The sequence below is a fragment of the Pseudomonas paraglycinae genome (genome assembly GCF_021601625.1).
GTDB classification, from domain to species: Bacteria; Pseudomonadota; Gammaproteobacteria; order Pseudomonadales; family Pseudomonadaceae; genus Aquipseudomonas; species Aquipseudomonas paraglycinae.
Map to the genome: position 1 here is coordinate 250,470 of NZ_BQHR01000010.1, position 17,347 is coordinate 267,816.

At 60.5% G+C, this 17,347-nt stretch carries 20 protein-coding genes; 8 read left to right on the top strand and 12 right to left on the bottom strand.

The window, feature by feature from the left end; genetic code table 11:
* Window positions 1–177: 177 nt before the first annotated feature.
* On the top strand, window positions 178–480 hold the full coding sequence (locus tag L6D82_RS17155) for a hypothetical protein (RefSeq protein WP_007953977.1): 303 nt from the start codon (window positions 178–180) through the stop codon (window positions 478–480).
* Between the two features lie 53 nt (window positions 481–533).
* Here the strand turns inward: L6D82_RS17155 and L6D82_RS17160 are convergent, their stop codons facing one another.
* Genes L6D82_RS17160 through L6D82_RS17170 form a run of 3 tightly spaced genes read right to left on the bottom strand, consistent with a single transcriptional unit; the run spans window position 534 to window position 4,381 of the window.
* Entirely contained in the window at window positions 534–1,835 is a 1,302-nt protein-coding gene (locus L6D82_RS17160; RefSeq protein ID WP_236190546.1) for a c-type cytochrome, read from the bottom strand.
* A 12-nt stretch (window positions 1,836–1,847) separates the two neighbouring features.
* Complete coding sequence (locus L6D82_RS17165; protein ID WP_236190549.1) at window positions 1,848–3,632, bottom strand: GMC family oxidoreductase; 1,785 nt, start codon at window positions 3,630–3,632, stop codon at window positions 1,848–1,850.
* 2 nt (window positions 3,633–3,634) lie between these two features.
* Window positions 3,635–4,381, bottom strand: coding sequence for a gluconate 2-dehydrogenase subunit 3 family protein (locus tag L6D82_RS17170; RefSeq protein WP_236190551.1), 747 nt, complete (start codon window positions 4,379–4,381; stop codon window positions 3,635–3,637).
* A 298-nt stretch (window positions 4,382–4,679) separates the two neighbouring features.
* Here L6D82_RS17170 and L6D82_RS17175 point away from each other — a divergent pair, with 298 nt between their 5' ends.
* Entirely contained in the window at window positions 4,680–5,324 is a 645-nt protein-coding gene (locus L6D82_RS17175; protein WP_102718508.1) for a phosphatase domain-containing protein, read from the top strand.
* On the opposite strand, the gene L6D82_RS17180 is transcribed toward L6D82_RS17175, so the two are convergent.
* The 3 genes from L6D82_RS17180 to prlC form a co-directional block, all read right to left on the bottom strand.
* The gene (locus tag L6D82_RS17180; protein WP_236190560.1) at window positions 5,311–7,341 is read right to left on the bottom strand and encodes a M3 family metallopeptidase; all 2,031 of its coding nucleotides are present in this window, start codon (window positions 7,339–7,341) and stop codon (window positions 5,311–5,313) included. The genes L6D82_RS17175 and L6D82_RS17180 overlap by 14 nt on opposite strands.
* A 112-nt stretch (window positions 7,342–7,453) precedes the next feature.
* Window positions 7,454–7,744, bottom strand: a complete 291-nt coding sequence (locus L6D82_RS17185; protein ID WP_007953955.1) for a YheV family putative zinc ribbon protein — start codon at window positions 7,742–7,744, stop codon at window positions 7,454–7,456.
* On the bottom strand, window positions 7,741–9,819 hold the full coding sequence (gene prlC / locus L6D82_RS17190) for an oligopeptidase A (protein WP_236190562.1): 2,079 nt from the start codon (window positions 9,817–9,819) through the stop codon (window positions 7,741–7,743). The genes L6D82_RS17185 and prlC overlap by 4 nt, the downstream gene beginning before the upstream one ends.
* A 62-nt stretch (window positions 9,820–9,881) precedes the next feature.
* Here prlC and L6D82_RS17195 point away from each other — a divergent pair, with 62 nt between their 5' ends.
* Together L6D82_RS17195 and L6D82_RS17200 are read left to right on the top strand one after the other, a co-directional pair.
* Window positions 9,882–10,427, top strand: coding sequence for a gamma carbonic anhydrase family protein (locus L6D82_RS17195; protein WP_102718506.1), 546 nt, complete (start codon window positions 9,882–9,884; stop codon window positions 10,425–10,427).
* A 28-nt stretch (window positions 10,428–10,455) separates the two neighbouring features.
* The gene (locus tag L6D82_RS17200; protein WP_102718505.1) at window positions 10,456–11,109 is read left to right on the top strand and encodes an HAD family hydrolase; all 654 of its coding nucleotides are present in this window, start codon (window positions 10,456–10,458) and stop codon (window positions 11,107–11,109) included.
* 112 nt (window positions 11,110–11,221) lie between these two features.
* Here L6D82_RS17200 and L6D82_RS17205 read toward each other — a convergent pair whose 3' ends face one another.
* Window positions 11,222–12,298, bottom strand: a complete 1,077-nt coding sequence (locus L6D82_RS17205; protein ID WP_236190565.1) for an aminopeptidase — start codon at window positions 12,296–12,298, stop codon at window positions 11,222–11,224.
* Window positions 12,299–12,356: 58 nt separating this feature from the next.
* Between L6D82_RS17205 and L6D82_RS17210 the strand changes: the two genes are divergently transcribed.
* Entirely contained in the window at window positions 12,357–12,779 is a 423-nt protein-coding gene (locus L6D82_RS17210; protein ID WP_085748062.1) for a PA0061/PA0062 family lipoprotein, read from the top strand.
* 40 nt (window positions 12,780–12,819) lie between these two features.
* Entirely contained in the window at window positions 12,820–13,239 is a 420-nt protein-coding gene (locus L6D82_RS17215; protein ID WP_236190566.1) for a PA0061/PA0062 family lipoprotein, read from the top strand.
* Between the two features lie 6 nt (window positions 13,240–13,245).
* Here the strand turns inward: L6D82_RS17215 and L6D82_RS17220 are convergent, their stop codons facing one another.
* Window positions 13,246–13,485: a DUF1161 domain-containing protein gene (locus L6D82_RS17220; protein ID WP_007953935.1), complete on the bottom strand. Its 240-nt coding sequence runs from the start codon at window positions 13,483–13,485 to the stop codon at window positions 13,246–13,248.
* A gap of 103 nt (window positions 13,486–13,588) precedes the next feature.
* A complete protein-coding gene (locus tag L6D82_RS17225; RefSeq protein WP_011331817.1) occupies window positions 13,589–14,020 on the bottom strand; it encodes an OsmC family protein in 432 nt (143 codons plus the stop codon).
* A gap of 243 nt (window positions 14,021–14,263) precedes the next feature.
* Here L6D82_RS17225 and L6D82_RS17230 point away from each other — a divergent pair, with 243 nt between their 5' ends.
* A complete protein-coding gene (locus L6D82_RS17230; protein ID WP_236190569.1) occupies window positions 14,264–15,265 on the top strand; it encodes an LLM class flavin-dependent oxidoreductase in 1,002 nt (333 codons plus the stop codon).
* A 61-nt stretch (window positions 15,266–15,326) separates the two neighbouring features.
* On the opposite strand, the gene L6D82_RS17235 is transcribed toward L6D82_RS17230, so the two are convergent.
* Both L6D82_RS17235 and L6D82_RS17240 read right to left on the bottom strand, forming a co-directional pair.
* A complete protein-coding gene (locus tag L6D82_RS17235) occupies window positions 15,327–15,551 on the bottom strand; it encodes a DUF1161 domain-containing protein (RefSeq protein ID WP_085748065.1) in 225 nt (74 codons plus the stop codon).
* A gap of 128 nt (window positions 15,552–15,679) precedes the next feature.
* Window positions 15,680–15,895 (bottom strand): dodecin, encoded by a 216-nt coding sequence (locus tag L6D82_RS17240; protein ID WP_075947107.1) that lies wholly within the window; start codon window positions 15,893–15,895, stop codon window positions 15,680–15,682.
* Window positions 15,896–16,051: 156 nt separating this feature from the next.
* Here L6D82_RS17240 and L6D82_RS17245 point away from each other — a divergent pair, with 156 nt between their 5' ends.
* Complete coding sequence (locus L6D82_RS17245; RefSeq protein ID WP_011331820.1) at window positions 16,052–16,378, top strand: ElaB/YgaM/YqjD family protein; 327 nt, start codon at window positions 16,052–16,054, stop codon at window positions 16,376–16,378.
* Here L6D82_RS17245 and L6D82_RS17250 read toward each other — a convergent pair.
* Entirely contained in the window at window positions 16,351–17,268 is a 918-nt protein-coding gene (locus L6D82_RS17250) for a LysR family transcriptional regulator (protein ID WP_085748066.1), read from the bottom strand. The two genes, L6D82_RS17245 and L6D82_RS17250, sit on opposite strands and share 28 nt — an antisense overlap.
* Window positions 17,269–17,347 lie beyond the last annotated feature (79 nt).

Sequence of the window (17,347 nt, forward strand, 5' to 3'; positions counted from 1 at the left end):
ACTACCGTTCAGCCGTCGATCAATAAATCGAGCGGTTAGTTGCAAGTTTGTCTAGAGCTAAAGTTGTAGTTGTGCAAATTGAAGAAACATAAGTTGGCTGTTCGTTTACTGTTCAAGTTCGTAGTATCCACTTCGCTTCACACCACTTGACTATATAAAAGACAAAAGGATTTGATGATGTCGTTTTTTAATTCGCGCGGTATTTTTCTGCAACTGATGCAGCCCGGTCCATCGGAACCCAATACACTGGTTTCCATGCAACTGGCGCGTAAGGAACTGGGCTGGGATGCCGAGGCTGGCGTGCAGACCGAAATGCTGGTTGATCCGATTTTTGTCACCGCCACCTCCCGGGATGGCGGCCATACCTTCAGCATTGGCCGTCTGGAGCACGATGTGGATCGTGACGGTGAAATCGGTGAGCAGGATCGAGCCAAACTGGTTGCTCTGGCCAAAGCCTATGCCAGTATTACCAATCCGTAACAGTCATTAAATAAATAACCCCTGCATGACTGATCATGCAGGGGTTACTGCGTTTAGTTGTGGTTTGTTACTTGTCCGAGATCACCGGCTGATGTTGTAGTCATATCGTCGGTACGTAACTTGGCAACATCTTTTGCGGTGACGGTGGAGCCCTTGTTACCCCAACTTCCACGAATAAAGCTCACGACATCCGCCACTTCCTGATCCGACAGACGCCAGGCGAAACCCGGCATGGTGAAGGTCGATGGCGCTGCGTGCGTCGCAGGCAAGGTGCCGCCCTTGAGCACAATGTGGATAAGCGAGGTCGGGTCGTCCGATTGCAACACCGGATTGCCTGCCAGCGCCGGGAACACCCGGGTGTAGCCGTGGCCGTCCGTGCGGTGGCACGCCGCGCAGTTGTCGATGTACACAGACGCGCCACGCTGACTGTCATCACCGTTCCACAAGGCCTTGGCAGCTTTCTCGTCGTACTGGTGCGGCTGGTCGGCAGGATCATTGGCTGGCAGCGATTTCAGGTAGCGGGCAATCGCGGTCAGGTCGGCGTCGGTCATGTACTGCATGCTGTGGGTGACCACGTCGCTCATGCCGCCGAACACCGCACTGCGGTCGCTGCGACCGGTTTTGAGGAACTGCACCAGTTGTTCTTCGCTCCAGCTGCCGAGACCGTCCTTGTAGTCGCCGCGCAGGCTCTTGGCGATCCAGCCTTCCAGCGGCGCACTGCCTGACAGAAAACTGCTGCCTTCGGCCGCGCTCAGGGATTTTTCCTGCATGGTCAGGGCCCGTGGCGTATGGCAGGCGCCGCAATGTCCGAGGCCTTCCACCAGATACGCCCCACGGCTGACGACGGCATCCTCCGACGCGGCTTTGTAATCCTCGACCTTCGGCGCGAACAGCCAGCGCCAGCCCATCAGCGGCCAGCGCATGCTCAGTGGCCACGGGATGTCGCTGGCCTTGTTCTCTTGCGCCACCGGTTCCACGCCGTGCATGAAGTAGGCGTAAAGCGCCTGCATGTCCGTTTCGCTGACGCGGGCGTAGGACGGATATGGCATCGCCGGGTACAAGGTATTGCCGTTTTTGGCCACGCCATGGCGCACGGCCTGGTCGAAATCCTCGAAACTGTAGTCACCGACGCCGGTTTTATCCGGGGTGATGTTGGTCGAGTAGATCGTGCCGATCGGGGTTTCCATCGGCAGGCCACCGGCGAACGGCTTGCCGTCCCTGGCCGTGTGGCAGGCCACACAGTCGCCGGCTCGGGCGAGGTATTCGCCTTGCTTGATCAAGGATTGATCAACTTCGGCGCCATGAACGGCAGTGCTGCCGAGCAGGGCCAGGGTCGCGATAACGAGAGTCTTCATGGTCATCGCTCCTTAAGCCTGAACCAGCGGGCCGGGGTTTTTCAGGTAATGCTCGCGGATCGCTTTCGCCGACCAGTAGGTCAGCGCGGCAACCAGGCCGGTCGGGTTGTAGCCCAGGCCTTGCGGGAATGCCGAGGCGCCCGGGACGAATACGTTGTGCACGTCCCAGCTCTGCAGGTAGCGGTTCAGCGCGCTGGTCTTCGGATCGGTGCCCATGATCGCGCCACCGTTGAGGTGGGTGGTCTGGTACGACGCGGTGTTGAAGTGGTCGCCGACTTTCTTGCCGATCACGGCGATGGCTTTCGGGCCCATGGCCTCGGCGATCTTGCCCATTTTCTCGACCATGAAGCGGTTCATCTTGATGTCGTTTTCCTGCCAGTCGAACGTCATCCGCAGCAGCGGCATGCCGTAGGCATCGCGGTACACCGGGTCCAGATCGAGGTAGTTGCCACGGTAGGACTGATGCGCGCCGTGGGCGTCCATCGACACTTGGTGGGTGTAGTAATCGGCGGTGGCGCGTTTCCACGCACTGCCCCAGGCCGGAGTGCCCGGCGGGTTGGAGGTGCCGGCGATCGGTCGGCTGCCGGCCTGGTTGACCCACATCGGCGAGCCACCGACGAAGCCATGCGGCCCGTGATCGAAGTTGTCGGCGTTGAAGTCATCCACCGCCACACCGTTGCCGCCGGCGCCGATGAAGTTGTTGGTGTGGGTGTCCTTGTCGAAGAACGCCTTGATGGTGGCCATGTTCTGGTAGGCGAAGTTGCGCCCGACCACGCCTTCACCGCTGACCGGGTCGTAGGGTTTGCCGATGCCGGAAAGCAGCATCAGGCGCACGTTGTGCAACTGGAACGCGCCGAGGATCACCAGATCCGCCGGTTGTTCGATCTCGCGACCCTGGCCGTCGATGTAGGTGACGCCGGTGGCCTTGGTTTTCGTGCTGTCGAGGTTGACCCGCAGCACATGAGCGTTCGGCCGCAGTTCGAAATTCGGCAGCGGCTTCAGCGCCGGCAGAATGTTCACGTTCGGCGACGCTTTGGAATACATGTAGCAAACGTAACCGCTGCAGAAACCGCAGAAGTTGCACGGGCCCATCTGCGCACCGTAGGGATTGGTGTACGGCCCCGACGTATTTGCGGAAGGCAGGTTGTAGGGTTTGTAACCGACTTCGGTAGCCGCTTTGCCGAACAGCTGTGCGGAAACCGTGTTTTTCTGCGCTTCCAGCGGGAACGGGTTCGAGCGATCCGGTGCGTACGGGTTGCCGCCCTTGCCCTGACCGACCAGTTGGCCATTCACGGTCCAGGCCTGGCCGGAGGTGCCGAAGACTTTTTCGGCGAAATCGAAGAACGGTTCCAGCTCTTCATAGCTGACGCCGAAGTCCTGGATGGTCATGTCCTTGGGGATGAAGCTTTTGCCGTAGCGCTCTTCGTAGTGGCTGCGCATGCGCAACTCGATCGGGTCGACCCGAAAGTGCACGCCCGACCAGTGCAAACCGGCGCCGCCCACGCCATTGCCCGGCAGGAACGCGCCCAACTGGCGGTTCGGCAGGGCGATGTCGTTGACGCTGTGACGGATGGTGACGGTTTCCTTGGAAACGTCCTGGAAGAGTTTTTTCCGCACGCTGTAGGTGAGTTCGTCGATCACCTGGGGATAGTTGCCGTCCGGGTAGGTGTCCTGCATCGGTCCGCGTTCCAGCGCCAGCACGTTGAGTCCGGCTTCGGTCAGCTCCTTGGCCATGATCGCGCCTGTCCAGCCGAAACCGACGATCACTGCGTCGACCTTCTTCATTACCGTTGCCATGCTCACGCCCTCTCGCCGCGAATCGAAACTGCCGGGAAGGGGTACTGCTCGTTGCGTTCCACCCAATCCATGAAATCGGCGCGGGCGCCGGGGAAGCCGATCATGGTCCAGCCGACCATGCCTTTATTGCCGCCGTGGATCGGGTCGCAGAAGAACCCTTCCTTGGTGTTTTGCAGCAGCAGACTGAAGAAAATCTTCGCCGGAACCGCGTCGAATTGCGGTTTTCCGGCTTCAAGCTGCTTGAGCAGATCGTCTCGGGTAGCGCTGTCTTGCTCGGCAAATGTTTTACCGTTGATGGATTTTGCCCACTGATCCGTGGCGGCAATGCCGAGGCGATAGATCTCTTTTGGCACCAGTTTGCTCTGCCAGCCCATCTCTGGCGCGGCGTCGGCATTGAACGGGCCCTGCATGTACCAAAGAGCACCGGCGGCGTACGGGGTGTTCATCTGACGGTCGATGTATTCCGGCACGCCAGCTTCGAGTGCACCTGGGCCTTGCGCATCGTTGGGGATCAACTGCGCGACGGCGGCATTGATGAACGCCCACTCTTCGGCGGTGAAGTAGCTCGGCTGATAAGTGCTGGCCTCAAAGGCGGCCGTTTTCGCCGGAGCTGTGGCAGGCGCGCTTTCAGGCGCTGCTTGCAGCACCGTGCTGCCGAGACCGCTGCCGGCCAGAGTCACGACCGGAATCAGGGTCAGGGATTTGCGCAAAAACTCACGCCGCGGGTTGTCTCGATCTTCATCAGACATGGGTAATGCACCTCATCAGGCATTGATGGTTGTCAGCCGTTTCTGCGAACGGCTCAAGAATTTTCTGGCTGCGACGTGGCCGGAATGACCGGGAGAAAGGCGACGCGTCTGCAACATGATGTGACAAATGGTAGCAGGCTAAGCAACCGGATGAACCGATTCAGCCGAAAAAAGACCGCTTTTCGACCAAGGGAGCCGGCGTATTCACGATTCTTTTACAAGCGCCTCACGGGGATTTGACTACGTGGCTAGCAAGCTGCGGCCTTCACTGACGAAACCCACACGGTCGCCGTAAAGCATGTTCCTGACGCGTTTTTCCTCCGCATTCTGTTTGTCGCTGTTTGCGCTGTTCAGCTGGATTCCCGCTCAGGCTGCGGACACTCCGGCTTCCCGTCCCGTCGAGTGGGCGCAACCGGTAGAGGTGCAATACAACCTGTTCCAGATGTCGCCCACGCTGTATCGCAGCGCGCTCCCCGACGACGGCGCGGTACCGTTGCTGAACAACCTGAAGGTGGCCACGGTCATCAACTTCCTGCCGGAAGCGGATTCCAACTGGTTGAAAGCCCCCGGTATCCATCAGGTGCAATTGCCCTATCGCACCAATCACGTGGACGACAGTGACGTGCTCAAGACCCTGCGTGCCATCCAGTCCGCCGAAGCCGACGGCCCGGTGTTGATGCACTGCAAGCACGGCTCCGATCGCACCGGCCTGATGGCGGCGATGTACCGGATCGTCGTGCAGGGCTGGAGCAAGGAAGACGCTCTGAACGAAATGACTCAGGGCGGCTTTGGTGAGAGTGGGCACTTCCGGGACAGCGTGCGCTACGTGATGCAGGCCGATGTCGATAAATTGCGTACCGCGCTGGCCAATGGCGATTGCAGCACCAGCGCGTTTGCCACGTGCTCGATGAAGAGCTGGTTTCAGACGGTCAATCTGAAGTAACCCCTCCGGCCTCTCCGTCAACGAGGCCGCCGATGAACGCTTCTACCGCGTCCAGCAACGGACGCCCCGCGCCTGGCGCAAAGAACGTTGCACGAAACTCACGGCCGGTTTGCGCGTTGAACACCCAGTCGCGACTGAAGCGTTTGAATGCTTCCTGAGCCAGCACGCCCGACCAGACGTAGGCGTAAACCGAGGCCTCGTATTGGGTCACCATGTAATCGAATCCATTGGCGAACCGGTGATCGTCCGGTAGTTGCAGAGGACCCAGGCGGCGCTGCACAGCGGTGCAAACCTCCTCGACCGAGCGCCCGTCGCCGGGGGTCAGGTGCAGCTCGAAATCAATCATCGCCCCCATCAGCAACAAGGCCTGCTGCCGGCTGGAGTGGGCCTGAGCAGCTGACAGTGCCGCGTCGACCCGTGTGGCGCTCAAGCGTTCGCCGGTCTGAAAATGCGCGCCGAGCCACAGCACAAACTCCCGCGACAAACACCACTGCTCGAACAACTGCCCGGAAAACTCCGCCGCTTCATGGCCCAGTTGCAGGATGCCGGACAGGCTGTGATGGGGCGAGCGTGTCAGCACGTGTTGGAGGCAATGGCCAAACTCATGAAACAGCACCCGCAGATCGTCGATTTCGAGCCAGCACGGATGGGTATCGGTGGCCGGTGTGAAATTGCTGTAGAGCAGGGCAATCGGCAGCGCCGGGCGGCCTTCGGCGTTGATCCGGCGATTGCGCAGCGTGGAGGTGCCGGGGAAGTCCACCGCGTTGTCGCGGTGAAACGGGTCGAGGTAGATGTAGCCGATGACCTGTTCATGCTCGCTGATTTCCAGCAGGCGCACATCGTCATGCCAGTGGCCGCCACCGGACCGCTCGACGATGCGGATCCCGAACATCCGTTCGCAGAACAGAAAGAGCCTGCGCAGGGTGCCCTCGAGCGGAAAGTAATCACGCAGGTTTTCCAGCGCACCGGGAAACTGCTGCTGGCGCCATTCTTCGGCGAGGAAGTCTTCATCCCACGGCTGAACCCGGTCAATCCCGCGTTGCTGCGCGAAGGCTGCCAGTTGTTTTGCATCCTGCGCGAGGGCAGGTGCCAGCTGCGCCACCTGACGCTGGAGAAAACCACTGACCCATTCCGTCGTCCGGGTGCTGTTTTTGGCCAGACTCAGTTGCGCGGCGTTTTCATGGCCGAGCAAACGGGCTTTTTGCTGGCGCAGGGCAAGCAGCCTGGTCAGCACCGGGCCGTTATCGAAGCGACCGGCCAGCGGCCCGCGATCGGAGGCACGGGTCATGTAGGCAACGTAGCATTCCTCCCGCAGGGCGCGGTTTTCGGCGTACTTGAGGATGTGCTGGCAGGTGTTCTGGTCCAGCCGGATCAACCAGCCGTCATGCCCGGTCTGGCGTGCGGCGAGTGCCAGCCGATCTTTCATGGCCGGCGACAAGCCTGCGAGCAGCGCAATATCGTCAATACGTTTGCTCCACGCCTCGGTCCAGCGATCGAGGTTGTCCAGAAATACGAATTCCAAGCCTCCGATCTCGCGGTTCAACCGCGCCAGCTCCTGCTGCTGTTCAGTGGGAAGCTCAATGCCCGACTGCTTGAATCGGCGCAGAATTCGCGACAGTGCGATGTTGCGCGCCTCATCGAAACTGCCGGCGATCGAGCTCTGCGCCAAACGCTGATAGGTCTCGTACAACCGGCGATTGTGGGCTTTTTCAGAGCGATACTGATTGATCGCCAGATGCGCTTTGGCGCTTTCCACGAGCCAGACCGCATCGTCGGATCTGACCATCGACAACGTTTCAAGAATCGAGCGAACTTCACCGAGGCGCGCGTCGGCTTCGTCGATGCTCAGTACCAGATCATCCCAGCCGGGATGTTCGGTCTGACTGGCGATCACCTGGGCGATGATTCTTTGGTTGTCCGCAATGATGCAGGTGACCGCCGGCAGCAGGTGCTCGGCGCGAATCGCTGGCCACGGTGGCAGCGTCCAGTGTTGCAGGAGGGGATTGGTGTCGGGCATGGCAGCTTCCTTCGAGGCGTGGCGCAAAAGGCCAGCCTACGAAGCAAGTGCGGGGGACAGGTGTTAAGCCAATACCACCTTCCACCGACGAATCGGGGAAGGTGATTGAGGATCAGTGCTGCTCGTCGGGCTTTTTCTTCAACTTCGGATTCGGGAAGAACTGCACCGCCTGAACCGTTTTGTCCGGGGCAGGCTTGAGCGCGCTGGTGTTGACCCGCGTGCCCAGCTCTTTCGGCACCGACAGCCCTTGGGCATTGAGCGTATCGCTGTAGCCGCACGCCACACATTCGCGGTGCGGGACATCGTCCTCGCTCCACATCATCAGTTTGTCCGGCTCGCTGCACGCCGGGCAGACCGCCCCGGCGATAAAGCGTTTTTTGGTCTTCACGGGTGCCTCACTCATGCTGCCGCGTCCTCACTCAGGCCGCTGTGGCGCAAGAGTGCGTCAATCGACGGCTCACGGCCACGGAAGTCGACGAACAGCACCATCGGCTCCTGCGAGCCACCGCGGGCCAGGATCGCTTCACGGAAGGCGCGACCGGTGTCGGCATTCAGCACGCCGTCTTCTTCGAACTTCGAAAAGGCATCTGCCGACAGCACTTCCGCCCACTTGTAGCTGTAGTAACCCGCCGCGTAACCGCCGGCGAAGATGTGGGCGAAGCTGTTCGGGAAGCGGTTGTAGGCCGGCGGACGCATCACCGACACCTCGTCACGCACGCCTTCCAGAACCTGCGCGACGCTGCGGCCGTCACCGTGAGTGGCGTGCAGTTCGAAGTCGAACAGCGAGAATTCCAGTTGGCGCACCATCATCAGGCCGGACTGGAAGTTTTTCGCCGCGAGCATTTTTTCCAGCAGATCCTGTGGCAGCGGCTCGCCGGTTTCGTAGTGGCCGGAAATCAGCGCGAGGCCTTCCGGCTCCCAGCACCAGTTCTCCATGAACTGGCTCGGCAGCTCGACTGCGTCCCACGCCACGCCGTTGATGCCGGAAACGCCGGCATGCTCGACGCGGGTCAGCAGGTGATGCAGGCCGTGGCCGAATTCGTGGAACAGGGTGGTCACTTCATCGTGGGTCAGCAGCGCAGGCTTGCCGCTGTCGGCCGGGGTGAAGTTGCACACCAGGTTGGCCACCGGGCTTTGCAGTACACCGTCGAGGGTGCGGCGACGGTCGCGGGCGCCGTCCATCCACGCGCCGCCACGCTTGTTGGCGCGGGCGTAGAGGTCGAAGAAGAAGCGACCGACGTGCTGGCCGTTTTCTTTGATTTCGAACAGGCGCACGTCCGGGTGCCAGGTGTCGAAGCCTTTCAGTTCGGCGATTTCGATGCCGTACAGGCGCTGAACGATGGCGAACAGACCACCCAGCACTTTGTCGATCGGGAAGTAGGCGCGCAGGGTTTCCTGAGCGACGCTGTAACGCTGTTCACGGAGTTTTTCACCGTAGAAACCGCTGTCCCAGCTTTGCAGATCGGCGCAGCCCTGCTCGGCGGCGTAAGCCTTGAGCTGTTGCAGATCCTGGGCGGCAAACGGTTTGCTGCGCTTGGCCAGGTCGCGCAGGAAGCTCAGCACCTGATCGCTGGACTCGGCCATTTTGGTCGCCAGGCTCAGTTCGGAGAAGCTGGAGAAACCAAGCAGTTTGGCCAGTTCCTGACGCAGGTCGAGGATTTCGCCCATCACCGGGCCGTTGTCGTTCTGGCCGGCGTTCGGGCCTTGATCCGACGCACGGGTGCAGTAGGCGGCGTAGACTTCTTCGCGCAGCGCACGGTCCTGGGCGTAGGTCATCACCGCGTAGTAGCTCGGGAATTCCAGGGTGATCAGCCAGCCGTCGAGGCCTTTGTCCTGTGCCGCAGCGGCCATTTGCGCCTTGGCCGAATCGGTCAGGCCGGCGAGTGCGGCTTCGTCGGTCAAGTGCTTGGTCCAGGCCTGAGTGGCGTCGAGCAACTGGTTGGAGAAGCGGCTGCCCAGCTCGGACAGCTTGCTCTGCACTTCGGCATAGCGCTTCTGCTCGGCTTCCGGCAGGTCGATGCCCGACAGACGGAAATCGCGCAGGGCGTGTTCCAGAATGGTTTTCTGCGCCACGTCGAAACCGGCGGCTTCCGGGCTGTTGGCCAGGGCTTCATAAGCCTGGAACAGTTCGCGGTTCTGGCCCATTTCGGTGGAATAGGCGCTCAACGCCGGCAGGCACGACTCGTAGGCTTCACGCAGTTCGGCGCTGTTGCACACGGCATTGAGGTGGCTGACCGGGCTCCAGGCAGCGCCCAGGCGATCATTGAGTTCGTCCATCGCCAGCACCAGCCCGGCCCAGGTCGGGTTCTGGCCCTGGGTCTTGAGGATTTCGGCAATGGCGGCGCGGTTGTCGGCCAGGATGGTTTCGATGGCCGGCTGCACGTGTTCGGCACGGATCGCGGAGAACGGCGGCAGGTCGTAGGACTGCAGAAGAGGGTTGTTCACGCTCACGGTTGGCACCTTGGCTGGAAGAAACATGCGCCCATCTTAATTACAATCGACACCCACCGCAGCTATCGGCGACAGAGAGAGAACTAATCGTGTCCCTTCGCAAGTACCAGAATCACACCCCACGCTTGAGCCCAGGCGCCTTTGTCGACGGCTCCGCGGTGGTGATCGGCGACGTCGAAATCGGCGAAGACAGCTCCGTGTGGCCGCTGACCGTGATCCGCGGCGACATGCACTGCATCCGCATCGGTGCGCGCACCAGCGTGCAGGATGGTTGTGTGTTGCACATCACTCACGCTGGCCCGTTCAACCCGGACGGTTTTCCGCTGCTGATTGGCGATGACGTGACCATCGCCCACAAGGTCATGCTGCATGGCTGTACGGTCGGCAGCCGCGTACTTATCGGCATGGGCAGCATCGTCATGGACGGCGCGGTGGTCGAGGACGATGTGATCATCGGCGCCGGCAGTCTCGTGCCACCGGGCAAACGCCTGGAAAGCGGTTTCCTGTACGTGGGCAGTCCGGTGAAACAGGTCCGTCCGCTGACCGACAAGGAAAACGCCTTTTTCACCTACAGCGCGGCGAACTACGTGAAGCTCAAGGACCTGCATCTGGCTGAAGGCTACGACCAGCTCTGATTTTTCTCTCTATTGCCCGGGATTTTTCATGCATTACCAGACCGTACTGTTCGACCTCGATGGCACCCTTACCGATCCGCGTGAGGGCATCACCCGTTCCATTCAGTTCGCCTTGAGCAAGCTCGGCATCGATGAGCCGGACCTGACCAAGCTGGAACACTTCATCGGCCCGCCGCTGTTGCAGGCGTTCATGCAGTTTTATGGTTTTGATGAAGCGAAAGCCTGGGAGGCGGTGAATTTCTATCGCGAGCGCTTCAAGGTCACCGGCCTGTACGAGAATCGGGTGTTCGAGGGCGTCACGCCGTTGCTGGAAACCCTGAGCGGCCAGGGTCGGCAGCTGTATATCGCGACGTCGAAGCCTTGGGTGTTCGCCCGGGAAATCGCCCGGCACTTTGATTTCGCCAGACACTTCAAGGTGATTTACGGCAGCGAACTGGACGGCACCCGTACCAACAAGGTCGAGCTGATTGCGCACCTGATGGCCGAGGAAGGGCTGGATCCGGCCAATACGCTGATGATCGGTGACCGCAAGCATGACCTGATCGGTGCTCGCAGCAACGGGCTGGATGCGGCGGCCGTGGGTTACGGTTTTGGCAGCCATGAAGAGCTGAGCGCTGAAGCACCGGCGTATCACTTCGAGACGCTGGCGGAGCTGCATCAGGCGTTTTTGCAGCGCCAGTGATATCGCCTTCGCGGGCAAGCCCGCTCCCACAGGAAACCGAGTACCACTGCTGAAACACTGTCCCTGTGGGAGCGAGCTTGCTCGCGATGGGGCCAAAAAAGCCGCTGTAGGTTTATGAGCCTGCCAGCACTTTCAAAGCCGACTTACGCTCAACGACCGGCAAGCCACCCAACTTTTCGACCTCTGCGTAAAACCTGACCCAATCCCCACCAACCTGCCTGAACAACGCCGCAAACGCCGGTACCCACTGGTCATACAGCCCGAACGGCAATAGCCGTGCGTTGTTCAACGGCGCATTGACCCAGGCGTCATAGCGTTTGTCGCCGGCCCACTGGTCATCGCGCATCGCTCGGTAATCCTGTCGAAACCGTTCGAACTCTGCCGCCTTGCGCTCGCGCATCTGCGCTGTCGCCAATGGTTGTGCATAGAGTTTTTCGAGGCGTGAACGGGTATCGAGGATCAGCTGAATGAATTGATCCCGCTGCTTCAGTTTCGAGTCGTTTTCCGGGGGCAAGCCACGAAACGCTCGCCACTGCCGCGTACCTTCCTGCTCGACGAAGGTCGCGAAGGACTCGTTGAACTCGGTGTCATCCTTCACATAGAAACGTTGGTGGGCCAGTTCATGGAAGATCAGCGTCGCCAGACGCTCGTCGCCCCAGCCCATCATCGAATTGAGGATCGGATCGTTGAACCAGCCGAGGGTCGAGTAGGCCTCGACGCCGCCGATCGACACGTCCATGCCTTGCAGGCGCTGAATCGCTGCTTCGCCCCGCGCCGCGCTCTGGCTGTAATAGCCGCGGTAGGCCACGCAACCGGCAATCGGGAAGCAATGGTTCTGCGGGCTCAGGGAAAACTCCGGGGTGGCGAACACATTCCACACGACAAACGGCCGACCGATGTCGGCGTAGAGGCGATAGCTTTGGTTGTCCGGCAGGTGCAAATGTTCGCTGGCAAAAGCCCGGGCTTTCTGGGATTGGGCCAGGTGAGTGCGCAGTCTGGCGTCGCGGGTCGGGTCGGCGATCACCTTGGCCACCGGCTCCCGCGCCCGCAAAAGCTGCAGCTGACCGCTGGCCAGCTGGCTGTAATAGCTCAGGCTTGAGCAACCGTTGAGCAACAAAATCATCACACCCGGAAACAAAATCCGCAAAACGCGATCAAGTAACCCATGGCTTGGAAGCGGCCTGATCAAAATAAGAAATCCCCCCGGAAAGTCTGCCCAAGACTATCCCGCCCATTGGAGCTCCGCTATGCGCATGTTGATACTGACAGGAAGCGTGCTGACGCTGGCCGGTTGTGCCGGATTCGGAATGCCGTCCCCTGACCCCTCGCAAGCCTGGATCGATCTGGATGCCCGGCAACAGGACACGGCGTTGCAGGCGCTGGAAGTCGACAACAAGGCTTCCGTCGATCATCGTTACTTCGAAGTGCAGCCCGGCAGCCATGAACTGACGGTTCGTTATCAATTCCCGGTCGAGGCGACCAACATCGGCCCGGATGCCGAGCCGCTGTGGCGCGATTGTCAGTTGAACGTGAAATTCAAGGATTTCAACGCTGGCCAGCGGTATCAGTTGCAGGCGGGTAGCATCGGTTTCCGTCCGTGGGCCAAGCTCTATGACCAACAACGCAACGTGGTGGGCCAGGGCACGCCAGCGGGCTGCCAGCGAACCTGATCGGCGTTATGCTGGATGTCCGAACTCACGGACATCCATCATGCGCACGTTGATGCTGTTGCTGGCCGCAGGCGTACTCGCCGGGTGCCAGACATCGTTGCCCCCCGTCGATCCGAACATGGCCTGGGTCGAATTCTCCACGCCAACCCCCGGCGGAAAACTGCTGATGGCCGAGCGTCTCGACAACAGGCGGCTGACTGACGGGCGTTTCTTTCAGGTAACGCCCGGCAGCCACGAGCTACGGGTACGCTTCGACTTTGAAGTGTTCGGCGGAGGCGGCAGCCTGATGACCGGACCCGTTGAGCGGCTGTGCTATCTGACCATCCGCTACGATCATTTCGAGGCGGGTCAGCGTTACTTGCTCGAAGGCCGTTCGCTGGCGTTTACCCCGAGTGCCCGCCTGTACAACGACAAGCGGGACATCGTCGCCGAGGACCGCGAAGTCAACTGCATCATCTGAGGCGTATCAGCGGTCGTTCTTCTGATAGATGATGGCTTTGGTGCCGTTGTCGCAGGTGCCGACGATCATGGCGATGTCGTGTTTCTCAGCCTCCTCTTTGGAGACTATCTCCAGGGTGTAGGAGGGCACGGCATTCGCCTGAATCTTGATTTCGATCTCTTGCTTGAGTTCTTCGCAGTCTTTGGGCGCTGCGAAGGCCGACGTTGCCAGCACGCCACAGATAACCGCCAAGGCAAAACGTTTCATGGTTGAAGCTCCATCGAAGCAGCGCGCACGAAGATGCGCGAAAGCTGCTGTCATTTATTCGACCACATTTTTGCCTGGCGGGTTCTGATCAGGCTCAAAGCAGTCAGCTGACCAGCGATGCGTCGAGACTGATCTTCGCATTCAGCACCTTGGACACCGGGCAACCTTCCTTGGCCTTGTTGCTCAGCTCTTCGAACTGCGCCTGGGTCGCTCCCGGAATTTTTGCCTTGAGGATCAGTTTCACTGCGGTGATCGCAAAGCCGCCATCCACCTGGTCCAGCGTGACCTCGGCCTGGGTGTCGATGCTGTCGGCCTTGAGCCCGGCGTCACCGAGAATCATTGAGAACGCCATGGAGAAACAGCCCGCATGGGCGGCGCCGATCAGTTCTTCCGGATTGGTGCCCTTGCCGCCTTCGAAGCGGGCCTTGAAGCCGTAGGGCGCTTCGCGCAGGACGCCGGTTTCGGTGGAAATCGAGCCGATGCCGGTTTTCAGGTCACCTTCCCAATGCGCGGATGCCTTCTTTACGATAGCCATGTGTGCCTCCTTCAAATCGGGCGCGAAACGCCGCGCCGTCGTGGTTTTTGCCTGCAAGGCTTCTGAGGATAGACGCCGGGACAAAGTTCAGCCCAAGTAAATCGTTGACTTTTTTAGTAGGAAATTTCGGATCGGCTATTGAAACTCGGGTATATGCCCTCATTGCACAGAACACGCTTATGAATTGGGCAGGTTTGCGTTCGCCAAGAACACACCTGCGCCCTCAATCGGAGATGCAGGTTTATGAAGCAACTGTCCGACGTAAAGTTTTCCACCCTCGACCTGGTGCCGGTGCGCGAGAACGGCAGCCCGGCCCAGTCGCTGCGCAACTCGCTGGATCTGGCACAGCACGTCGAAAAGTTCGGCTACACCCGGTTCTGGGTCGCCGAGCACCACAACATGGATGGCATCGCCAGTTCCGCCACCTCGGTGTTGCTGGGCTATCTGGCCGGCGGCACGTCGACCATCCGGGTCGGCTCTGGCGGTGTGATGCTGCCCAACCATGCGCCGCTGGTGATCGCCGAGCAGTTTGGCACCCTTGAAAGCCTCTATCCGGGTCGGATCGACCTCGGCCTGGGCCGTGCACCGGGTTCCGATCAGATGACTGCCCGTGCCCTGCGCCGCGAGCGCTCCGGCAGCGCCGATGATTTCCCTGAAGACGTGGCTGAACTGGCGCGCTATCTCGGGCCGCGCACCCCTGATCAGCGCGTGATCGCGATGCCGGGCACCGGCACCAATGTGCCGATCTGGCTGCTCGGCTCCAGCCTGTTCAGTGCACAACTGGCCGGCGAGCGCGGTTTGCCCTACGCCTTCGCCTCGCATTTCGCACCGCGCTTCATGCATGAGGCGATTCGCGTCTACCGCAATCACTTCAAGCCATCGGCGGTACTCGACAAACCGTACGTGATGCTCGGCGTGCCGCTGGTGGCGGCCGATACCGATGAACAGGCTGATTACCTGGCGACCTCGGTGTACCAGCGAATTCTCGCGCTGATGCGTGGGCAAAGTCTGGTGCAGCGTCCGCCGGTGAAAACCATGGACGGCCTGTGGCTGCCCCACGAGCGTGAGGCGGTGGGGGATTTCCTCGGTCTGGCGATGGTCGGCAGTCCGCAGAAAATCCGCGCGAAACTCGAAGTGCTGATCGAACAGACTCAGGCTGATGAGCTGATCTTCACCTGCGACCTGTATGAACACGCCGATCGCCTGCATTCCTACGAGCTGCTGGCGCAGGTCATGAAGGGCTGAGCCCGATCGCCGCGAACAAAAAAGCCGACGCATTGCGTCGGCTTTCGTTTTTCCGGCGTGATCAGCCGCGGGTGTAGACGATCTCTTTGGCGCCGCCTTCGCAGGTGCCGACGACTTTGCCGCCACTGGCCGCACCCTTGTCGACAATCTCCAGCGAATACCCGGAAACGCCCTTGGCATCCAGCTTGGCTGCAATCTCGGCCTTCAGTTCTTCACAAGGCTTGCCGGCAGCAAACGCACCACCCGCAAGGCTCAACAAACCTACCGCCAACATGAACTTCTTCATCGGTCGCACTCCCTGGTCGGATTAAAAAAGGCAGGCATCGAGCCGTTCGCTCGATGCACTCACCTCGTAGCGCATTGCCATTCCTATGGCACTCGGCCAGCGCGCAAGTTCAGAAGCGTAGACCAAACTCAGCTGCTGGCAATCCGGAACCCGACTTTCAGGGTCACTTGAAAGTGCGCCGCTTTGCCGTCCTTGATGTGGCCTCGGGTTTCGGTCACTTCGAACCATTCCAGATGCTTGATGCTCTTGGCGGCTTCCGCCAATGCGTTGTTGATAGCGTCTTCGATGCTGCTGGTGGACGAGCCGACCAGCTCGACTTTCTTGTAGGTGTGATGGTCACTCATGGTGTTCTCCTTGAAGTGTGCAATTGAGCCTAGCAGCGATTTGCCGTGTTGATTTCGGCGACTTGGGCGAAGGGAAGTTCAGATTTTCTGCACTTTCCAGAACCCGTGAAGTCCCAAACAACACACGCCACTCATCACCAATGCAGGAGAGCCACCATGGCCAACACCTCGTTACGCAAAGCCTCGTTGCAAAGCATGGAAGCGGAGATCGAGAGTCTGCTCAAGTCGTTGGAAAGCCTGAAGGACGACGCTTCTGACGAGTCGCGCAAGACCCTCAAGGCGCTGAAAAGCAATGCCGAAAGTGCGCTGAAACATTCGCGCAGCCTGCTCAGCGATGCCTACGAAGAAGTCAAAGTCAAAACCCGCGAGACCGGGATCGCCACCCGCGATTACGCGCAGGAACATCCGTGGACGACCGCCGGTGTGGCGGTCGGTGCGCTGGGTCTGCTGGCCGCTTACTTGCTGTTCAAGCGCGGCGAGTGATCTGCCTGGCGCAGCTCGTTCCTGAGCCACTGCGCCAATTGCCGGGCGCGCCCGTCTGCGGCGCGCTTGGGTAGCCACAACGCCAGTTGCGCCGGGGTTTCACTGAAGCCCCATGGCGCGACCAGGCGACCGGCCTTCAAGTCTTCGGTCACCAGCGGTTCCGGCGCGATCGCCACGCCCAGCCCGGCGACGGCCGCTTCCAGCAAGTAATACAAATGCTCGAAACCCTGCCCCAGCTTCAACGCCTTGGCGTCGAGGCCGCTTTGCTGCGCCCAGCTCGGCCAGGCTTGCGGGCGTGAAGTCGTGTGCAGCAAGGGTTCGTCGAGCAGGGCAATGGGCGGTGCCGATTGCAGGCGCTGGTAGCCGCTGAACAGCGGACTCATGACCGGGCCGATTCGCTCGCTGGCCAGCTCGTACACCTGCATGTCCGCCGGCCATGGCGGTTCGGCGAACAGCAGCAATGCATCCAGTCCCGGGCGACGCGGGTCGAGATCGCCTTCACCGGCGGACAGGTGCAGACGCAAGTCCGGCAGATCGGCATTCAGCCTTCCCAGTCGGGGAATGAACCAGCGCGCCAGCAAGCTACCGGAGCAACCGAGTACGAACGGCGCATCGGCGGTGCTTTGGGTCAGTTCGGCGCAAACGCTGCGCAAGCGGTCGAACGCCTCGCCGCTGGCATCGCGCAGACGGATGCCGGCATCTGTGAGTTTCAGGCCACGACCGTCCTTGACGAAAAGACTGACGCCGAGATGCTCTTCCAGCACCTTGAGCTGGCGGCTGACCGCACCGTGAGTCACGTGCAGTTGCTCCGCAGCCTGGCTGACACTGTTCAGGCGGGCGGTGGCTTCGAAGGCGCGCAGGGCGTTCAGCGGGGGGAGGTCATGGCTCATGATATCTGTGAGTTTTCCTGACAGGTTGTGGCGATCTTATCGGTTTTCAGTCTGGAAGGTCAGGGGTAGAGTGAACGCC